Source organism: Pseudomonas sp. NY11955 (assembly GCF_048068035.1).
Taxonomy (GTDB): Bacteria; Pseudomonadota; Gammaproteobacteria; order Pseudomonadales; family Pseudomonadaceae; genus Aquipseudomonas.
Genome location: NZ_JBLUPS010000012.1, coordinates 102,239 through 119,526, shown reverse-complemented (window position 1 = coordinate 119,526; position 17,288 = coordinate 102,239). Strand labels below are relative to the sequence as shown.

The window sequence follows — 17,288 nt, the reverse complement described above, 5'->3', positions numbered from 1 at the left end:
GAGGCTGATCTGGACCTCGCACTACTTCAGCGCGATGGCCAGGGCACTGCTGGACGATGCCGAATTAGGGATGATGAAAAAATAAGCCGCAACGAAAAAGCCCCTGAAAGCTTTCGCTTCCAGGGGCTTCGTCTTGTATGGCGGAGAGATAGGGATTTGAACCCTAGGTACTGTTGCCAGTACAACGGATTTCGAATCCGTTTTCGACCTCATATTTTTTTGAGCTGATTTTGCAAAACCCAATAAAATCAGGCACTTCAACGCAGCATGACACAACAGCACTCCACACCATTGGGGGGATTGATTCCCCCAAAATTCCCCCAGGCCTGCCTATCAGAACAACTGGCCGAGTTGTGACGGCTCCCAGCTCATGATCACCAGCTCACCGGTCACATCGGCCTGGCCATGCCGCTGGTTCGCGGTGGTGTACCGGATATCCAGCTGCTCGAAGTGGAACCCGTCAAAGGCTGCTCGAATGTCTGGATGATCGTTGATGCTGACCATCACCTTGCCTTTGCAAGTGCGCATGAACTCGGCCATCTGCTCATATTGTTCGAACGGGAAATCGACCCCATAGCCGGCGGTCTGCCAGTATGGGGGATCCATGTAGAAGAAGGTGTGCGCTCGATCGTAGCGCCGCGCACAGTCGAGCCAAGACAGGTTCTCGACGTAAGTGCCGGCCAACCGCTGCCAGGCGGCGGACAGATTCTCTTCGATGCGCAGCAGGTTGATGGCAGGTCCGGTGGTGGCGGTACCGAACGTTTGCCCAGTGACCTTGCCGCCGAAGGCGTGCTGCTGCAGGTAGAAGAACCGGGCGGCGCGCTGGATATCGGTCAGCGTCTCCGGTCTCGCCATCTTTTGCCACTCGAAGATCTGCCGGGACGACAGCGCCCATTTGAACTGCCGGACAAATTCCTCCAGGTGGTTCTGCACCACCCGGTAAAGATTGACCAGATCGCCGTTGAGATCATTCAAGACCTCCACCGGGGCTGGTTGTGGTCGCATGAAGTAGAGGGCAGCGCCGCCCGCGAAGACCTCGACATAGCACTCATGGGCGGGAAAAAGCGGGATCAAGCGGTCGGCCAGGCGGCGCTTGCCGCCCATCCAAGGAATGATTGGGGTAGTCAATTTGCAAACCTTTACTGTATGGATGAACAGGTGCTAGGCTCGCCGTGCTTTGTGCACAGAGCGGGAGCCTTGGCTGGGCTTGCAGGTATGGTCTGCGGGTTCGGCGGTCAGCAGGGATGTTGACGCATCCCCGGTGGCCGCTCTCTTTGCATGAAGCCTTCGAATTACTGGCGGGGCCGTTCGGTCCCCCCTCTCATGACCAAGGCGTCGTACTCGGCGGCGCACTGGTTCGCAACGATGCGGGCGTTGTCATAAGCTTTCGCCAGCTCTCCCGCTCGCGCATCAGCCCGTCGGAACAGGTCGGAGAGCACCATGGCGGCGCGGGTGGCATTCTGGCCTCGGGCGATAGCGGCGGTATCCGGGCCGGGGCAACTGACGGCGGTGGCGAACTGGGCCGCGTCGCGCTGCACCCGCTGGCCAGCAGCGTCAGCGCCAGCAGCGCCAGCATTAGCAATCGTTCGTTCTTCCTGGGCATTGGCTCTCGCCTCCTCCTGCGCCGTGGCGCGTCGTTGTTCTTCCTGTCGGGCGCCGCGCTCGCCGATCACTTCCGCCAGCCGGTCACCGCTGTCTCGTTGAGCTGTTGCCTGTCCGGCGTTCGCTCGCTCCACTGAGCGGCCGTGCTGGTAGGCCGCCCAGTGGGATGCCAGCAGCACAGCAACAGCCAATATGGCCCAGCCCTTCATGCCAGCGCCCGCCGGATGCCCTCGTCGATCACCTCGGGCTTGTACGGGTTGCCGCCGTTCTCGTGGACGATGATGCCGACCACGGCTTCGCGCAGCACCTGCGGCTTGGAGATGTCGATTGAGTTGCGCACGCCAACGCCGAGGCGCTTGGCAATGGCCTGCGCGTAGGCCAGGGTGTTGTTCTCGCTGGACGGCGCCCAGCGACTGATGAACTCAAGCGGAGTGTCGATGCCTGGCCGGCCAACGCCGGGCATACCGTCCTTGCCCCGGTAGTTCAGCAGCAGCTTGCCCAAAGCACGGATGCCGTTCTCGGCCTGGTCGAACCTGGCGAAGCGCGGCTTGGCCACGCCCTCCTCCATGCCCAGCTGACCCTGCCAGGCGTTCCGTGGATTGAAATCGATGTTGCCGTGGTTGTTGTTGCGTACACCGCGTGGTGTTGCCATTGGTTTTCTCCAGGCACAAAAAAGCCCGCGCTGGGCGGGCGTTGATATGAGGCAGGACCTACGGTTTCAGGACCTTGCTTGCCGAAACTGCGAACGCTCGGCGGATTCGCCACTCGTCCATGTAGCGCAGGGTGGCAACCATGCCGTCCGGCAGGCTGACCGGCCCCCAGGAGTAGCCACCTCGCCACTGGTATGATTTGCCGGCCTCCAGCCGCATCGCATTGGCGGGGTTTCGCTGCAGGAATTTGTGGATGGCTGACGTGTACTGCTTGGTGCTCGCCGAACCGCCACCGATGATCTTCCCGTAGCCCTCGTAGATATGCTCCTCCGCAGCCACCCCGTAGTCCCGGTCGATCCATGCCGCCAGCTGGCCATTGGCGCTGGTAGTCAGCACGGCCCACGCATCGGGATACGCCGAAGGCGCGCCAGAGTTGACCGTGCCGTCGAACGGGATCGGTGTGGGGAACTGGCCGCCAAGGTAGAACATCGTGTCGTTGACGCCACTCGTCACGATCTGGCAGGCGTAGTCGATGTAGATATCCAAGTCCTCCAGCGCCATGATCTCGGCGTGAACACCGGCCACACCGGGCATGAAGTCGACCTGGAAGGCCTGCAGCAGCGGATACCTCCCCAGGCTCACGGTGTTACCCGCCATCAGCTTGTTGATGATGCGGCAAGTAACCCTGCTGGCCGTTCCGCTCGACCCTGGCACCAGGGTGACCCCATCGGCCTCGATCACATAAGCGACAGACGCAGCCGTCACCTTGCCGTCCACCAGGTGGTTGCCACCGGTGAACTCAAGGTTGGGCCAGCCGTCGCCGTCGTTCACGGCGTCGAAGATCATGGGCGGCAGCCAGTCGGTGGCGAACGAACTGATCACCCCGCCGTTCAGGATTACCTTGGCAAAGTTGGCCAGGCTATTGGCCCCGTTCAGGCCAAAGACAAAGCCCCGAGTGCCAACCCCATCCGGCCAGCTCAGGGTGAGACGCCCCGTCGAATCGACGCTATAGGTCACTCGCGAGGGCGTGCCCCCGCTTGTTACCGGGAATTCGTAGCAGGCCGGGTCGATCACCTGCGAGTAACCGTTCTGGAATGTGGCGTTCATTCCGTACTGGGTGCCATATGCCTGCAGCTTGGAAGCGTCCAGCACCACCTCGATGCGCACATCGGTCTTGGTGTTGATCAGCAGCGTCTGGATGCCCAAGGTGCGGTCGATCGCCGGCTGCGGATCGGCCAGGGCCGAGATGCTGTTACCGGTGGTGATGACCGAGGCGTCATAGCCTGCGATGTCTACTTCTTCCACGATCCAGCCATCAGCTGCCGGTACCACGGCGGCGTTGCCGTTCTGGAAGTAGCGAAGGCCGTAGTACTTGCCGCGCTTGGCGTTGATCACCCGCGCGTTGAGGATCACGTTGGTCTGCAGGGGGCTTGGAGTCGATACCGAGCCGCCGCGACTGGTGTTGCGGAAAGGAACGATCTGTCCAGCGTTGAGGCTGATCGAGTTGGTCGATTCGCTTTTCGCCGGGATGTAGCGGCTCGGGTCGATGATGTAGCTGTAGCCCGGGTTGATCGTGTTGGCCGCACCGATAAAGGTGCCATACGCCGGCAGCTGGGCAGTGTCCAGGGTGATCAGGATTCGCAGGTCGAGCGCCACGGTGCTGGCCAGCACCACGGTCTGGATGCCGTCCCGAGTGATGGTCGGGGTTCCCGCGTCTGTAACTGTAATGACTTGGGTAGCAACGTTGGCGGCCGTCGCGTAGTTGGCCTGGTCGATTTCCTCGATGATCCAGCCATCAGGCTTGGCCGAGGGCAAAGCGGTGCTGCCGTTCACGAAGTAGGCCAGGCGATAGTACTTGCCTGGGCGTGCGCCGATGATGCAGATGTTCAGGATCGCCTTACTGAAGGCGGTCGGCTCAGCACTGGTGGTGCCGTTGCGGGTCATCTTGCGCAGCGGATAGACCTTGCCGCGATTGATGGTCAGCGAATCACCCAGCCCCGCGACACGCAGGTAGCAGGCCGGATCGATGATCCACGAATAGGCCGCGTTGCCGGCTGTCAGGGCGTTAATCGGCGTCCCGGCCGCCGGCAAGGCAGCAGCGTCAATGGTGATAATGAAACGAAGAAGCGGCGCCCCAGGCGGCACGATGACGAACGTTTGCACACCACCAGTCCGCACGATGGACGCTGGGGCGTCGGTGTTGTTGTTGATGATGGTGGCCGTACCTGCCGATGCGTAGGTGGCCGCATCGAACTGCTCGATCACGATGCCCTGGTCCGCATTCGAGCCGATGGTGGCGTCGTTCTGGAAGTAGGCGATACGGAAGTACTTGCCGTCGATATCCGCCTCGTCGCCGATCACCTTCACGTCGAGGATCAGGTTGTTGAGCACCGTGCTGGCTGCAGAGGTGGTACCGCCACGGTTCATCTGCCGGAGCGGGAAGGCTTTGCCCCGGTTGATGGTCAGGGCATTGGCAATGAACGACAGGATCGAGTTGATTTCAACGGCGACACCAGCGTCGTTGCGGTAACGCGTCTCGGCCTTGTCGCCCGTGGACGGCACCGTGAAGAACCGGTTGTCAGTCCCGGTGCCGTTGGTCTTCGTCAGGCCTTCGGCAACTGTTGGGTAGGTGCCAATGCTGGCCAGGAACTCGGCATAGATCTTTTTGAGGGTCGGCTTCTGGATTCCGTCAACGGTGACGAAATCAGCATCAGATACGAACAGCGCGTTGGCGGTGGTCACCAGCTGATGGAACAGCTGACTGTCGGTAGCTCCGCTCATATAAACTCCAGGCGAAAAAAAACCCGCATCAGCGGGTCTGTATTCAGGTGATCTGGGCGCCAGGCCAAGATTTTGTGTACCAGCGGATAAGCTCGGTGCTAATCGCGGCGTTCATCTGCGGAAGGGGCATGCCGAGCAGGAGTTCCATGAACGTGGCTTCATCCGGCACCGGCAGGTCGAATAGCTCCAGCTCAGCTGTGTAGCGCCAGAGCCTGCCGCTCACCAATGCCGGGCCGGTGTAGATATCCACGAACTGCGCTTTGGTCATCTTGAGCCCCATCGGGCTCTTGATCGGGCAGAGGAACCAGTCCACCGCATTGATGCCCCAGCGGTACCAGCCTTCGAACAACTGGGCTTGTTTGTCAGTCAGCAACCAGCTCACGCTGACCCTGGTTGGAGTACTCCGGTAGATCCGGCGCCGGAGCGATCTACCCGTGATCATCTGCGTGCTGGACACAGGACTCACCGGGGCAAATGCGTATCCCTCCTGCAGCGGGAGAGGCAGCCCATCGGGAATTGGCAACATGGGGATTCCTATACGCCCCTACTCCGGGGCCATGGCGTTGTCATAGGTGTAAACCCGCTCGTCGTATGGCATGCCCTTCATCGCAACATTGCCACCCGATGGGTCAGAACTGGTTACCAAAACGGGGTAAGCCCACCTCGACCACGGGCCGAACAGCAGGTGTGGCGGCTCAAGGTCCCAGCTAACGTCTGGCTCAAAGTCCAGTTCGGCAATCCGCACGCGCACATCGTCGACCTGGGTGGCCGGGTAAGGCCCCGAAAGCGTCCCGTCCTGCCGGCGCACCCCGATGCGGTGATCGCCGCCAGCAGACCAGTCCAAAGGCTCGGACGACTCAAGCACTACGCCCAGGTCGTCGCGGACAAAGTCCACAAGCAGCGCGCTCTGGCAGCGACCAGGCGAATCGGAGGCCACCGCGCAGAAACTCAGGTAACCCGAGTTTCGCCCCGACAACTCGGTTGACCACTCATAGGTATCCAGCCTGAACTTCTGGTGACCGCGCCGGCGCATGCCAAAGCGGTACGCGCGATCACGGTCACCACAGCCAGGGAGCCTGACGATCTCGACCTTGACCCCCTCATCCCCCGGCCATCGGCACGGGACTGTCTCCCATGCCCAGGTCTTGGTTGAGTAGTACTCAACGTCCACGCCGTCGTAGTCGTTGATCGACGGCAGCGGCCCCTGAATGGCCAGGGCCTTGGTCATGTTCTGAGGCGAGTAGGTCTGAGTTTTCAGCCCATACTCACGATCGAACGCTGCCCTTGGCACATCCTGCACCGGCCTGATCTTGCTATTGACCACCACCAACTCGGCCCAGCCGCAGGCCAGAGCGTTGTTCAGGGCGTCCTTCAAGGTCATCGACTCGTCGATGGTCTCGTCGTAGAACTGGCCCGCTGCGTTCCAGATGGCGTCCAGGCGATCGAACTCCTCCAGATCGATGTCGCTGTCCTTGTAGCCGACTGCCTTGAGCCGGCTCAGGCACCAGGGCGCAATCCCGCGAGTTGCCACGGCAGCCTGCCAGGCCCCAGCGGATCTGACCGGCAACACCCGGGTGGCCTCGACGCTGATGTCGCTCTCCGACTGCGCTGATATCCGGTCACCGCCACGGATACGCACCGCCATGGTGGTCATGCCCGGATAGGTTGCGGGGCGTGTCTGCCGTAGCCCGTACAGCGAGTACCAACTCGAATCATCGTTGGCCTCATCGTTGGCGCGGCCCGGCAACGCGACCCAGCGCTTCTTGATTCGAGCCTCGGCCCGCATCGGATACGGCAGGTTTACTCGGTGCGTGAAGCCCAGGGCATCGCGCGTGTCACCGACATGGCCACCCTCAACCACTGTCCACTCACCGGCGATATCCATGTCACGGTATTCGAACGTGTGGAAGGACTGGGTCTGGTAGATCTGCCCTTCCCGCCCAAGGCCGAACAGCCCATTGGCGTAGAAGACGGAGTACTCGATCGCCGTGACCTTCTGGCCTTCGGGCTGGCAAGCGTAGGGTCCACGGTAGCCCCCCTCCAGATTGGAGGCGTCCAGGGTAATAACGGCGTTGACCGTGTTCAGCAAATCGAAGCCTGGCCAATCATCATCTACCGAGCCAGATGCCGTGAGGCGCTCCAGCGTCATGAGCGCGGTGTTGTAGGACGTGATCCGGTAACGCATGCCGCGCGGGCCAATGGCGGCCATGCCGGAGCCGGCGGCAAGGCTATTCACCGGCGCGCCACCGTCGAAGTTCAGCGTCATCTGGGCCGGCTGCTCGGGTGTGCCACTGGTAGTGGCTGTGCCGGTAACTCCCACCGGAGTCGAGCCCAAGATGGTAGCGGCACCCGTGGCGGTGACAGCCTGGCCGGCAAACGGCGTCACTTCAACGAAACGAACCCGCCCGCTGCTCTGCTGCGCCTGGAGGGGCGAGCCGCTCAGCTTGGTGTTCAACGCTGACACCAGGCCAGCCAGATCGGTGGTGGCGGTGTTCAGGGTGATCGGGTAAGTCGACGAGCCGCGCGCCAGCGTAAAGCTCAGCGGGGTGACGTTGAAGTCATACCGGGTTGGTGCAGCCGAGCCGGTCAAGGTCGATGCCGTACCTGGGTTGGCTGGCACGGCAGGGCTGAATGGCGTGTAGCTGTGCACGACATAGTCGCCCGCGTTCACGCCCTGTACCTCAATGGGCATGCCCACATAAGGGTTCAGCATCCCCAGCGGCCCCTGGACGATGTCCCGATCGGCGCCGCCGTCGATTACGGTGTACTGGTAGTAGGGCAGAACCCTGATCACCAGTCCGCTCTCCCAGTCCGCTGGCAGCTGGCCGGCGCCGGCGGGCACCGATACCGACTCGCCATTGAACTGGTAGGCGGACGCCGTGGCCGAGCGGGCAATAGTGGTGGCCACCGTGAGCTCGAGGCCCGCGTTGCCGCTGGAGCTAGCCCCTACTTCGGTCACGTTGTACCAGAGCATGGAGGCCGGATCGCCCAACACACTCTCCCCCGGGCCGTAAACCGCCACCTGGGCGTCAGCGCCAAGCGAGATCAGCGGCGTATCGCCGACCTTCATCCTGCTCAGCGGAACATCCACCTCGCCCTTGGAGATATACAGGAACATCTCCACCCACTGCTCGCGCGGGGACACAAAGTAGCGCCGGGGCTCAGTCAGGTAGGACGGATAGACACGCTGCCAGCCGGCCACCTCGCGAATCCGGTCGCCGAGCTTAACCTTGTTGCCCTTGGCACTGGCCTCGTTGATCGGGTCGCCGGAGGTGGTGTTCACTGTCGGCATGCCGGGCATTTTCGGCTGCATCCACTTGATGACAGCCTTGGCGCCCTTGAAGAGTGCGTAGGTGATGGTGAACGGGTCTGTACCCTTGGGCTCGAAGTAGATCTCGACCTGGTCGGATGGCTTGAACTTAACCTTGTGCCAGGCACGGTGGCAGATCACCTCATCATTCAGCACCACGCTGATTGGCGGGCTTTCCCGGCGATCGTAGGACGGGGCCATGGATTTCAGCCACGCCTCGATGGTCATGCGGCTACTTGTGGTCCAGGTGCCGATCGGCGCGGCATTGCTCATCTTGTTGGGATAGAACGCGATCACGGTAGAAAACCACCCTTGGGTAAGCGTCTCGGAAATCTTGAATGGTGCTGAGCCGTGGGCCGCCTGGGTTGGTGTCCAGCACCTTCAGGCGGCCTTCGACCTCGACCACTACCCCGACATGCAGGCAAAGCGCGCCGCGAAACACGGCGGCAATGGCGCCTGGCTGCGGAGTGCATTCGTCCATCCCTTGGCGGAGGTCGTGATAGGCCGCCGTGTTCTCCCTCACCTTGTCCTTCCCTACCGCGCCAAGGCTGGGCAGCAAGGGGAGCCCGAACACCTGGTGGCGGACATGGATGCACAACCCCCAGCAATCGAACGCAAGGGGACCCCGCGCACCTTCTCGGTAGGGCGCGGAAAGGAATTTGTTCAAGGTCATAGGAACATGATGCCAGGGGCGATATTGGTGGTCAGAACGTCACGGTTGAAGATCGTGTTCAGCAGGTCGAAGAACCCGCAGGTGAAGCGTGCCGCATTGTTCGAGTACTCACGGCTGAGCACGGTCATGTAGAAAACGTTGGACGGGTAGGTCAGGTCGCTCAGCAGGTACTCGCGGTAGATGATGTCGATCCGTTTGCCCGCCTGTTTGTATCCCTCAACAACCTGCTGGACCTCGCCCTTCGTGTTGTCGAGGGCAATGTCCAGGCTCTGGTAGGCGCTGTTGTCGTTCTTCGGCAGCGCCTCCTCCATGGCCAGTGCGGTGAATGTCAGGGTGCGGCCGTCCTCGGTGGTGCAAGTGGTGTCGTCATACCCCTGGCAAAACAGTAGCGATACCGCTTCGCCCTCCGCCCTCGCCTCCACGGTCTTGATCAGGAGATCACCGCCCGAGGCAAAGGCCCTTTCGATTGGATTCATTGAGCCTCCTCAGCTACCCACGGTTTTGAGCCCGTACTTCGCAGCGTTGGCGTCGTGTATGCGTCCGTCCTGATTGACATTCGAGACATAGATGTCGACGACATCCTCCGCCGTGAGCTGCTGCCGATTGACCTGGCCAGCCTTGGAGGCGTCTTCGTGGATGTTCACGGTCAGCCCGCGACTCGACTGGCCTTGGCCCTGCTGGATGGAACTGAGGGTTCGGTCCAGCTTGGCGCTGGTCTTCTCGGTAGTTACCCGCTCACCCTTTTTGAGGTTCCAGGTGCCGTCGGCCGGAACGTAGTCGATGCCATCGTGCGCCTGACCATCCAGCGCAGAGCCCACTGCGGTCATCAGGACGCCAGCTGCAGCTGCAGCTGCAATCGCAGCACCTGGTGCAATCGCTGGCCCCACGAACGGAACGCCGATCATTGCGGTGAACGCACTCAGCGCCGCCATGGCCACCTGCGCGGCTGCGTAGGACAGCAACGCATGACCGATGGACTGCATGAAGGTCGCCGCGAAGCCCTTGACGTTCATCTTCCCGGTTTCGGCCCACTCGGTGACCATGTCGGTTAGCGAGCTGAATGCACTCGCGCCGACGCTCTGCATGTTGCTGTACAGATCCATGGCGGCGTCGGCCTGGCTCGCAAAGCCGCTGATGAAGCCAGCACCGGCGTTCTGCTGCAGCTTGTCGATGTCCTGGTAGTACTTCTCCTGCATGGCCAAGCGCTTTTCGAGGGCGTCATTGAGAATTGCCGTCTCGCGCTCGTACGCCGAATCAGACACGTCGCCGGCGTCATGCCGCTGCCGGAGATCCTCGAGCTGATCCTGGTAGTCCTGCTCGATCGCCAGCAGTTCGAGGGCCCGCTCCTTCACCTTGTCGGTGTCGTAGGCGTTGAGCAGGGGAGCGTCCAGAGCGCGCTGGTCAATGGTCAGCTGCCGGTTGACGCTGGCATCGAAGGCCGCGACGGCCTTGTCATCCTCCTTTGCCTGCTTCAGCTTCTTCAGCTGGTCCAGTTCGGCAGCCAGGCCTTTCAGGCGCTCCTGCTGCTTTTCGCTCAAGCCCTGCAGGTTGCCGGCCTCGAGCTCGAACTGGAGCTTGGCGACCTCGGTGGCTTCCTTGCGCTTGTCGGTCTCGGTGTTGATCAAGGCGATCTGCCGCTTGTATCCCTCTTCAGCGGTATCGAACTGACCTTGCAGCTTCTTCGCGGCGGCCTCAGCGGCTTTTGCCGCCTCGATCTGCGCCGGAGTCTGCGGATTGAATGTGCCCGGCGGTGTAATGGTACCGAGCTCACCAGCAGCCTTCTTTGCATCGATTACATATTGACGAATGGCATCGCCAGCCCAAGGCCTTTCAAACTCATCCATCATATCTATGACGATAGAGTTAGCTGTGTTCATATTATCCACAGCGTCACTGGTGAACTTCGCCGCATCCTGCTTGAAGTTTTTTGACATATCACCGAAGGTGATTGCACCAAGAATCTTGCTACCTGCCGCACCGATTTGCTGCATGTAGCTAACAGTCGTGGCAAATCCCGCAGCGATGATACCTGCAACAACCTTAAATGTTCTTCCTAGCCCATCAGCCAAGGTTGCTGTGACCGCGACAGCTTCGACAAGGTCGGCTGCTAGATCTTTAACCTTCTTTTGAAGCCCCCCGGCTTGAGTGGTTGTATCGGTCAGGTCTTTGGAGAACTGAGCCAACACTGGCATAAGCTCAGCAGCTAGGGCGGTTTGTACCGAGCCAAGATAAGTACCGAGAACGGTTAGCTCCGTACTGAATTGCTTTGCCGCCAGAATGGTCTTTTCATCCATGATGGCGCCCGCAGCCTCAGCAGCATCGCCATACTTCCTGAAACCCTCGGCATTATTTCGCAGCAGCGGCAGTAGAGCAGTGGCGTCACTGGCAATCGCTTCAAGATAGAAGGTCATGTCCGACTGACTTACCTTTGCTTTTTCCAGGCTGGAGACATAAAGACCGAGGGCCTGATTACCGCTTAAATTCTTGAACTGCTCAGCTGTAACGCCGACCTTTGGAGCAATTTGCTCGAAAAAATCAGCCATACCCCCGCCGCCAGTGTTTAAAAAATCACCGACCTTGTCATTAACATCCTTGAGAATATCGGCGAGTTTGTCTTGCTCAATACCTACGGTCTTCGCGCCTACCGACATTTTCTGGAAGTCAGTTGTGCTGACGTTAGCGACCGCCGCCAAGTTAGCAATCTCAGACGCCGAGTTGACAGCAGAAACCGTCATTGCCGTCAATGCTGTGACGCCAGCAGCAACGCCAGTACCTATGGCAGTCCCAACTGCCTTAGCGCTTTTCTCAACTTCTTTTCGCCATTTAGCGGAACTGCGCTCCGCCTTATCCATGCCGGCTACAAATCCGCCAACCTGCGCAATAACGTCCAGAGTCAAAGTGCCTAATGATCTTGAGGCCATCTTTTTCTCCGAGCAAAAAAAAAGCCCGCTTAGCGGGCTAGTTGTCAGTTGTGTTCAGCGGTTGAGGACTTTGGCTTTCTCTGCCTCAAACTCTTCAGCGGTAAGGTGCCCGCGCTCTCTCAGCTCGGCCAGCTTTTCAAGCTCAAGGTAGGCACCATCTTTTCCGGCGCCCGATGTAGGCAATTCGCCAGATAGTGTTGGTGATCTCTTTTTGATTGCAGATGCAGACCAAATCAGAGCAACTATCCATCCGATGACCGTCCATCCGAGAAAGAGGTTCAGCAGAAAGATTGATGCCTTATTGTGATGACCCCGCAGCCAAGCGACGATGAGCGGTAGAAAGTACAGCGCAATCACCATACCTTTCATAACGCCGCTCTGCATTGAGCTTGCGTCTACGACCATAGCCTGAAACTCCCTGTATCACTTGAAATTGATAACTGCTTTAGCGGGGCAATTTATCATCATTGCTAGTCAAGCTGCACGTTTACGCCCAAGTGGCCATGGCGTCCTCAAGGGAGATTGGCCCCTCTTCATCCTCATGCAGGGCGAAGTCCTTCCAGCTGTAGGGAGTCGGCACCTTCTGCGGGTCACGGTGCAGGTTGGCCATCAACGCCGCCAGCATGGCCATCGCACGCTCCACTCGCATACCAGGATGCAACGAGCCACGACGCCTCCTGAACTTCACCCACGACCGAAACTCGCGCAGGCTCAGGGTTTCCTTGGCTTGCGCGATCGTCGAGCCACCGACGCCGGAGAGGACGAGCTCGTGCCAGATTTCGTCGCGCTCGGTGAGCTCTTCGTCTTTCCCAGGTCGTTGACCTCCTGGATTGCGAGCAACAGCGCTACCGAGAGCGCACCATCAAGCGCGCCCAGGCGGGCGGTGCTTTCTGGGTCCTTCTCCAGTTCTGCCGGATCAAGCGGGCCATGGGTGATATCCATGGGGCTGCTGAACACCGGGTTGCCATGCTCATCGCAAATCGATGCCGCGATCTTGCCGGCAATCGTGTCGTGCTTTCCGTTGAACGACAGAACATCGTTCACGGCTGTCTGGTAGCCCAAGGGGCGTACATACACGGTGTAGGTGAGCTTCTTGCCGTCTTGTAACCAACTGATTTCCTTTTCCACTGGGCGCCCGGTGAACGACCCTGCGCTGGTGAGCGCGTCGAGTGTCAGTTTCATGCTTTACCTCAGACGTTGGTGGTCTTGCGAATCCAGGCGGAGCCGCCGGAGCGCTGAATGGTGGCTGCCGTGGTTACCGCAGCGTTGGCGGCAAAGTCGAACGGGAAGTCGGACACATAGCCGTCGAACAGGAACCAGGTGCGGGTCGAAGGCAACACGAAGTCTTCCGCGTCACCCAGGATTGCCGAAGCGGCTGCGCCAGTGCCCGCGCCACCGGTCAGGGCAATGGTTGGCTTGCTGGTGTAGCCGGTGCCGGCGTTGGTGATGTTGAACCCAACCACCTTGCCGTCTTCGATGATGGCGGTGGCTGCAGCGCCGGTGCCGCCGCCACCCGAGAAAGCGACGGTCGGAGCCGAGGTGTAGCCGGTACCGCCATCGGTCAACTCGATCGCCGCCAGCGCGCCGGCAACGCCGACCGTTGGCTTGATGTCTTTGCCGTCAGACCAGCCAACCACCCAGCGGATGCTCTCGATGGTGTCGTCTTCCGAGATCTGGTGCAGCCTTACATGGGAGGGGTTGCGCGGATCGACGTTCAGGGTCAGGGAAGCCTGGCCGGGGGTGCGCAGGCCGCGCAGGTACTTTCGGACGGCGTCGCTGAGGCAGGTAACCTCAACCTGGTCAGCCGGGTTGCCGCCCGGGTTGAAGGCGGTGGCGCACTCCACCTCCATGACTTCGAACTGAGACGGGGTACCGACCTTGGGCGCCAGGGCATAAATCTGGGTACCTTGAGCGAGAATCGCCATGGGTTTCTCCAATTGCGGGCAAAAGAAAACCCGCACTGGGCGGGCTATTGGGATTGGTTGCAGCTCTACCGGTGGACCATCCAGTCCACGTCGAAGCTGGCACGGTAGTTCTTGGTTTCGGTGTCGCGCCCCTCATCACCCCAGCGGGTGATATAGGCGTCGAGCTCAATCGCATCACGGATTGCGTCCCTGACCGCTCTGGCGGAGTCGCCCGTGGTTGCGTAAACGTCGACCTGCAAGGTGATGCTGTCCAGATCTGGGCGGCCGGCCAAGTAGTTCTCAGGGCTGCCGCTGATGACCTGCCAGACAGCGTATGGCTTGGCCACGCCCTGCTCCGCCTCCCCGAACGAGTAGAGGCGCATGTCGGTTCCGGCGCCGAGCAGCGCTGTTACAGCGGAGCTCTGCAAGCAGGCCTTCACAATGGGTGGTGTCATGAGGATGCCGTCTTCTTCGCCGCGCGCTTTATCGCACGGTCAATTGACTTGTCGTATTCGCTAACAAAGGTGTTGGTCACTTCCGCGATGCTCTCGGTCAGTGCCGGACGCATGAACGGAGTAGCGCGAATCCGCTCGGTACCGAACTCCAGCAGCCGCCAGTACCACACGATACTGCTGAGCTCATAGCTCTTGCCGACCCGCCCTGCCCGCCTGTTATCAGCGGTGTTGGCGTACTGCCTGGCTCCACCCTCAACGCCGATCCGGAACATCAGATCACCCGTTCGCCGGAACCGTTTGTTGGACCACCGGACGGTGATGTGCTCCCAAATCTTGTTCGGGGTTTTGGCGTCATCCAGCTTCTTCGCCTGCTCGATAGCAGCTTTTTCTACGACCTGAGCAGCCTTTCGCAAAGCGGCCCGACCGCCTTTTCGGCGGATATCATCCTTGATCGATGACAGCTTTCCGGCCAGCTGATCGGCGCCGGTAATCTTGAAATCAACACCGTCACGCATGTGTTTCTCCCTGGCGCGGCCCGCGCGCCGTCACTCATCCTTGACGCCTTTGGAGACAAGAATGGTCAGGTACTCCAGACCAGACTTGGTGTCCTCAAGCGGCGGACCCTCGATGCTGTACACCTCGCCTCGGTAGAGGATTCGCATGGTCGACAGAACACCTGGCCGGTACCTGATCAGCATGCGGGCAGTGGCTTCCGACTGAGCGGCCTGCGCGGCGATCAAGTCCCGGGCAGACAACGGTGATACCTCTGCGTAGACCTTGGCGAACTTCTGCCAAGTTGGCTCGCCAAACTCCAGGGTCACCGGGTCCCTGAGCTTCACCTTGTGCTCAATGGTGATGAGGTGGTTCAGGCGACCGAGTCTCATGGCACACCCGGAACACAATAGGGCGCGAGCAGCGAGTCAACGCCCATCGGCAACTCAGTGGCGATAGTGCCAGTGACCACCTGCTCCCGGTTCTGGTCCAGGTGGCCGACCAGCAGCAGGATCGCCGAAACGATATCCTCCGGCACGGTTGCATAGCCGGCCGTGAAGTCGATCTTCACCGACATGGCCTGCTTGCGTGTGGCTGGCCAGCTTTCGCCCTGTGCAAGGGAAACCCGGCCAAGGATCTCGAACGGGTTGACGATGTAGCTCAGGGCGTCAAGGGTTTGAACAGATCCGAGCGAATCGGTGTAGTTGACGGCCTCAACGCTCTGCAGGGGTGGCCGAGGGATCAGCACTGCACCGCAAGGGAAACCATCCAGGTGTAGCCGCCAGCGCTGTTGGCAAAGCGCTCGCTGGGTGATCCGCTCCGCCCAGGCGGTTGCCGCACGCACGATACGCGCCACCTCGTCGTCCTGGTCGGTATCGTCAGGGGCAATGCGCAGGTGCTTCTTGGCCACCTCAAGCGATACGGGCTGAGCCGTTGGCGCCTCCAGCAATTGCAGCCCCATACGATCAGCCCTCTTCCGCCGACTCTTGCGCATCGGCCGGCGAGTGCTCGACCAGTTCATAGCCCGCTGCCTTGCAGGCGGCCAAGGCATCCTTGCCAGGGTCAACCGCGCCCATGCCTTTCAACTGATCCACCTGCTCAGCGGAGAAACCCACCAGTTGGCCAGGCTTGTACTCACGACCCTCAAGCGGGAAACCGCACAGCACGCGCACCTGTACCAAATCTTTCTTTGCAGCCATGATTCATTCCCTCCGGGATGGGTGATGGCGGGCCGTAGCCCGCCAGGCACATTAGGTCGCCGAGTGCTGGTAGTGCTTCACGGCGTCGGTATCGGTCAGGTTGCCGCCGCTGCGCATGAAGGCCAGGAAGCCGACCTGCCCCTTCGAGGCGAAGGCGCTGTCGTCGAAGCGCATCAGGTTGACCTGCATGGCATCGCGGATCATGTACTTGGACAGGTCGCCGTAGATGATCGACTTGGCGTTCGCCGCCGGCGCCGGCATGTCGTTGTTCAGGGCCACTTCCTTGCCCAGCAGCAGGTCCGGGGCGCCGGCGGTGATGCCTGCCTCGTAGCCTGGGGTCCAGATCGGGCGACCCGCAGTGTCCTTCAGCTTGCGCAGCAGCTTACGGACGGTCTGGGCGAACATGAACTTACAGCTGCCGGCCAGCTGGTAGGCCTCGTCCACCGATTCCAGCAGGTCAACCAGGTCGTCGTAAACCACGGTCAGGGTCTGGCCGGTGGTGCCGATCTTGCCGGAAGAGGATGCGGTCACAATGCCGCGCGGCTGGCCAGTGCCGGTGCCGGTGGTGAAGTGGCGGTTGGTGATGCGGCCCACACGCTCGATGATCCGCTTGCGGATGAACGCCTCGATGTCGATCGAACTGTCCTGCAGCAGCTCGATCGGCACCGCGATGATCTTGGAGCTGTACTTGAACACGTTCAGGCTGACAGTGCCGAACGACGGGTCGAGTGCGCTGGCCTGGGCGTTCTCGGCCAGGATCTCACCTTCCTCGGCGGTCCCATTCGAAGACGGGAAACTCAGCGGGTTGCCTTGGGCGGTGTTCAGGATCTCGGCCACCGCACGCATGCCACCGAACAGCTTCAGGGAGTCGATCAGGCTGGACGCCACTGCGGACGGGACGGTGTAGCCGCCCTCGGAGCCAGTGGTGGTGCTCATGGTGTTGAAGAACTTGGCGGCCTGCTCGTTCGTGAAGCCGCGCTCACCGCGACGGGTCCAGGTGTCGAAGATGCCGATATCCGAGAGCAGGTCTTCGGTGTCGCGCTTGCCGGGCTTTTTATCGCCCTTGTCGCCACGGTTGTTGAAGTGCTGCTCGGCGGCGAGGTCCAGCACCTTCTGCTCGCGCTCGATCCGGGCATCAAGATCGGAGATCTCGCCGGTGAGCTGGTCGTACTTGGTCTGGTGCTCGGACTCCCATTTCTTGTCTTTGGTGTCGTCCAGCAGCTTGCGGGCTTCGATGGCCAAGCCATTACGGCGCTCGCGCATTGCTTGAATGGTCATAACTTTTCTCCAGGTGCAAAAAA

The 17,288-nt window shown here is 60.7% G+C and carries 19 protein-coding genes and 1 pseudogene; all 20 read right to left on the bottom strand.

All coding sequences use genetic code 11. The annotated features are described in order from the left end of the window. Positions 1-333 precede the first annotated feature (333 nt). Positions 334-1,128, bottom strand: a complete 795-nt coding sequence (locus tag ACNFBR_RS21485) for a DNA adenine methylase (protein ID WP_416736675.1) — start codon at positions 1,126-1,128, stop codon at positions 334-336. A gap of 164 nt (positions 1,129-1,292) precedes the next feature. Then, entirely contained in the window at positions 1,293-1,811 is a 519-nt protein-coding gene (locus ACNFBR_RS21480) for a DUF2514 domain-containing protein (RefSeq protein ID WP_416736674.1), read from the bottom strand. After that, entirely contained in the window at positions 1,808-2,254 is a 447-nt protein-coding gene (locus ACNFBR_RS21475) for a structural protein P5 (RefSeq protein WP_416736673.1), read from the bottom strand. Before ACNFBR_RS21475 ends, ACNFBR_RS21480 begins: the two co-directional genes overlap by 4 nt. Positions 2,255-2,312: 58 nt before the next feature. After that, on the bottom strand, positions 2,313-5,033 hold the full coding sequence (locus tag ACNFBR_RS21470; RefSeq protein WP_416736672.1) for a hypothetical protein: 2,721 nt from the start codon (positions 5,031-5,033) through the stop codon (positions 2,313-2,315). Between the two features lie 43 nt (positions 5,034-5,076). After that, positions 5,077-5,415, bottom strand: a complete 339-nt coding sequence (locus tag ACNFBR_RS21465) for a hypothetical protein (RefSeq protein ID WP_416736671.1) — start codon at positions 5,413-5,415, stop codon at positions 5,077-5,079. A gap of 162 nt (positions 5,416-5,577) precedes the next feature. Next, positions 5,578-8,640, bottom strand: a complete 3,063-nt coding sequence (locus ACNFBR_RS21460) for a host specificity factor TipJ family phage tail protein (RefSeq protein ID WP_416736670.1) — start codon at positions 8,638-8,640, stop codon at positions 5,578-5,580. Next, on the bottom strand, positions 8,576-9,016 hold the full coding sequence (locus ACNFBR_RS21455) for a hypothetical protein (protein WP_416736669.1): 441 nt from the start codon (positions 9,014-9,016) through the stop codon (positions 8,576-8,578). Before ACNFBR_RS21455 ends, ACNFBR_RS21460 begins: the two co-directional genes overlap by 65 nt. Then, the gene (locus tag ACNFBR_RS21450; RefSeq protein ID WP_227696336.1) at positions 9,013-9,492 is read right to left on the bottom strand and encodes a DUF1833 family protein; all 480 of its coding nucleotides are present in this window, start codon (positions 9,490-9,492) and stop codon (positions 9,013-9,015) included. Before ACNFBR_RS21450 ends, ACNFBR_RS21455 begins: the two co-directional genes overlap by 4 nt. Before the next feature lie 9 nt (positions 9,493-9,501). Then, positions 9,502-11,937 carry a phage tail tape measure protein gene (locus ACNFBR_RS21445; protein WP_416736668.1) on the bottom strand — a complete coding sequence of 812 codons (2,436 nt, stop codon included), beginning with the start codon at positions 11,935-11,937 and terminating at the stop codon, positions 9,502-9,504. 54 nt (positions 11,938-11,991) lie between these two features. Beyond that, complete coding sequence (locus tag ACNFBR_RS21440; RefSeq protein WP_416736667.1) at positions 11,992-12,342, bottom strand: superinfection immunity protein; 351 nt, start codon at positions 12,340-12,342, stop codon at positions 11,992-11,994. 82 nt (positions 12,343-12,424) lie between these two features. After that, positions 12,425-12,586 carry a hypothetical protein gene (locus ACNFBR_RS21435; protein WP_416736666.1) on the bottom strand — a complete coding sequence of 54 codons (162 nt, stop codon included), beginning with the start codon at positions 12,584-12,586 and terminating at the stop codon, positions 12,425-12,427. Positions 12,587-12,648: 62 nt separating this feature from the next. Beyond that, positions 12,649-13,119: a phage tail assembly chaperone family protein, TAC gene (locus ACNFBR_RS21430; RefSeq protein WP_416736665.1), complete on the bottom strand. Its 471-nt coding sequence runs from the start codon at positions 13,117-13,119 to the stop codon at positions 12,649-12,651. An 8-nt stretch (positions 13,120-13,127) separates the two neighbouring features. Then, entirely contained in the window at positions 13,128-13,400 is a 273-nt protein-coding gene (locus ACNFBR_RS21425; protein ID WP_416736728.1) for a phage tail tube protein, read from the bottom strand. Positions 13,401-13,676: 276 nt separating this feature from the next. Next, positions 13,677-13,787: pseudogene (locus ACNFBR_RS21420) on the bottom strand (phage tail tube protein); the annotation flags it as partial. A 140-nt stretch (positions 13,788-13,927) separates the two neighbouring features. Next, complete coding sequence (locus ACNFBR_RS21415) at positions 13,928-14,296, bottom strand: DUF3168 domain-containing protein (RefSeq protein ID WP_416736664.1); 369 nt, start codon at positions 14,294-14,296, stop codon at positions 13,928-13,930. Beyond that, positions 14,293-14,811, bottom strand: a complete 519-nt coding sequence (locus ACNFBR_RS21410) for an HK97-gp10 family putative phage morphogenesis protein (RefSeq protein WP_227696342.1) — start codon at positions 14,809-14,811, stop codon at positions 14,293-14,295. Before ACNFBR_RS21410 ends, ACNFBR_RS21415 begins: the two co-directional genes overlap by 4 nt. Before the next feature lie 30 nt (positions 14,812-14,841). Continuing rightward, a complete protein-coding gene (locus ACNFBR_RS21405; protein ID WP_416736663.1) occupies positions 14,842-15,180 on the bottom strand; it encodes a phage head closure protein in 339 nt (112 codons plus the stop codon). Next, positions 15,177-15,749, bottom strand: a complete 573-nt coding sequence (locus ACNFBR_RS21400) for a head-tail connector protein (RefSeq protein WP_416736662.1) — start codon at positions 15,747-15,749, stop codon at positions 15,177-15,179. Before ACNFBR_RS21400 ends, ACNFBR_RS21405 begins: the two co-directional genes overlap by 4 nt. Positions 15,750-15,753: 4 nt before the next feature. Further along, positions 15,754-15,987 (bottom strand): hypothetical protein, encoded by a 234-nt coding sequence (locus tag ACNFBR_RS21395; RefSeq protein WP_277836239.1) that lies wholly within the window; start codon positions 15,985-15,987, stop codon positions 15,754-15,756. A gap of 51 nt (positions 15,988-16,038) precedes the next feature. Next, positions 16,039-17,265, bottom strand: a complete 1,227-nt coding sequence (locus ACNFBR_RS21390) for a phage major capsid protein (protein WP_416736661.1) — start codon at positions 17,263-17,265, stop codon at positions 16,039-16,041. Between the last annotated feature and the right edge of the window lie 23 nt (positions 17,266-17,288).

Bases quoted from the DNA above. Each gene is read 5' to 3' on its own strand.
- ACNFBR_RS21430 (WP_416736665.1), bottom strand. From the start codon at position 13,119: ATGAAACTGACACTCGACGCGCTCACCAGCGCAGGGTCGTTCACCGGG.
- ACNFBR_RS21475 (WP_416736673.1), bottom strand. From the start codon at position 2,254: ATGGCAACACCACGCGGTGTACGCAACAACAACCACGGCAACATCGAT.
- ACNFBR_RS21455 (WP_416736669.1), bottom strand. From the start codon at position 9,016: ATGACCTTGAACAAATTCCTTTCCGCGCCCTACCGAGAAGGTGCGCGG.
- ACNFBR_RS21440 (WP_416736667.1), bottom strand. From the start codon at position 12,342: ATGGTCGTAGACGCAAGCTCAATGCAGAGCGGCGTTATGAAAGGTATG.
- ACNFBR_RS21445 (WP_416736668.1), bottom strand. From the start codon at position 11,937: ATGGCCTCAAGATCATTAGGCACTTTGACTCTGGACGTTATTGCGCAG.
- ACNFBR_RS21390 (WP_416736661.1), bottom strand. From the start codon at position 17,265: ATGACCATTCAAGCAATGCGCGAGCGCCGTAATGGCTTGGCCATCGAA.
- ACNFBR_RS21400 (WP_416736662.1), bottom strand. From the start codon at position 15,749: ATGGGGCTGCAATTGCTGGAGGCGCCAACGGCTCAGCCCGTATCGCTT.
- ACNFBR_RS21450 (WP_227696336.1), bottom strand. From the start codon at position 9,492: ATGAATCCAATCGAAAGGGCCTTTGCCTCGGGCGGTGATCTCCTGATC.
- ACNFBR_RS21415 (WP_416736664.1), bottom strand. From the start codon at position 14,296: ATGACACCACCCATTGTGAAGGCCTGCTTGCAGAGCTCCGCTGTAACA.
- ACNFBR_RS21410 (WP_227696342.1), bottom strand. From the start codon at position 14,811: ATGCGTGACGGTGTTGATTTCAAGATTACCGGCGCCGATCAGCTGGCC.
- ACNFBR_RS21395 (WP_277836239.1), bottom strand. From the start codon at position 15,987: ATGGCTGCAAAGAAAGATTTGGTACAGGTGCGCGTGCTGTGCGGTTTC.
- ACNFBR_RS21470 (WP_416736672.1), bottom strand. From the start codon at position 5,033: ATGAGCGGAGCTACCGACAGTCAGCTGTTCCATCAGCTGGTGACCACC.
- ACNFBR_RS21480 (WP_416736674.1), bottom strand. From the start codon at position 1,811: ATGAAGGGCTGGGCCATATTGGCTGTTGCTGTGCTGCTGGCATCCCAC.
- ACNFBR_RS21405 (WP_416736663.1), bottom strand. From the start codon at position 15,180: ATGAGACTCGGTCGCCTGAACCACCTCATCACCATTGAGCACAAGGTG.
- ACNFBR_RS21435 (WP_416736666.1), bottom strand. From the start codon at position 12,586: ATGCGAGTGGAGCGTGCGATGGCCATGCTGGCGGCGTTGATGGCCAAC.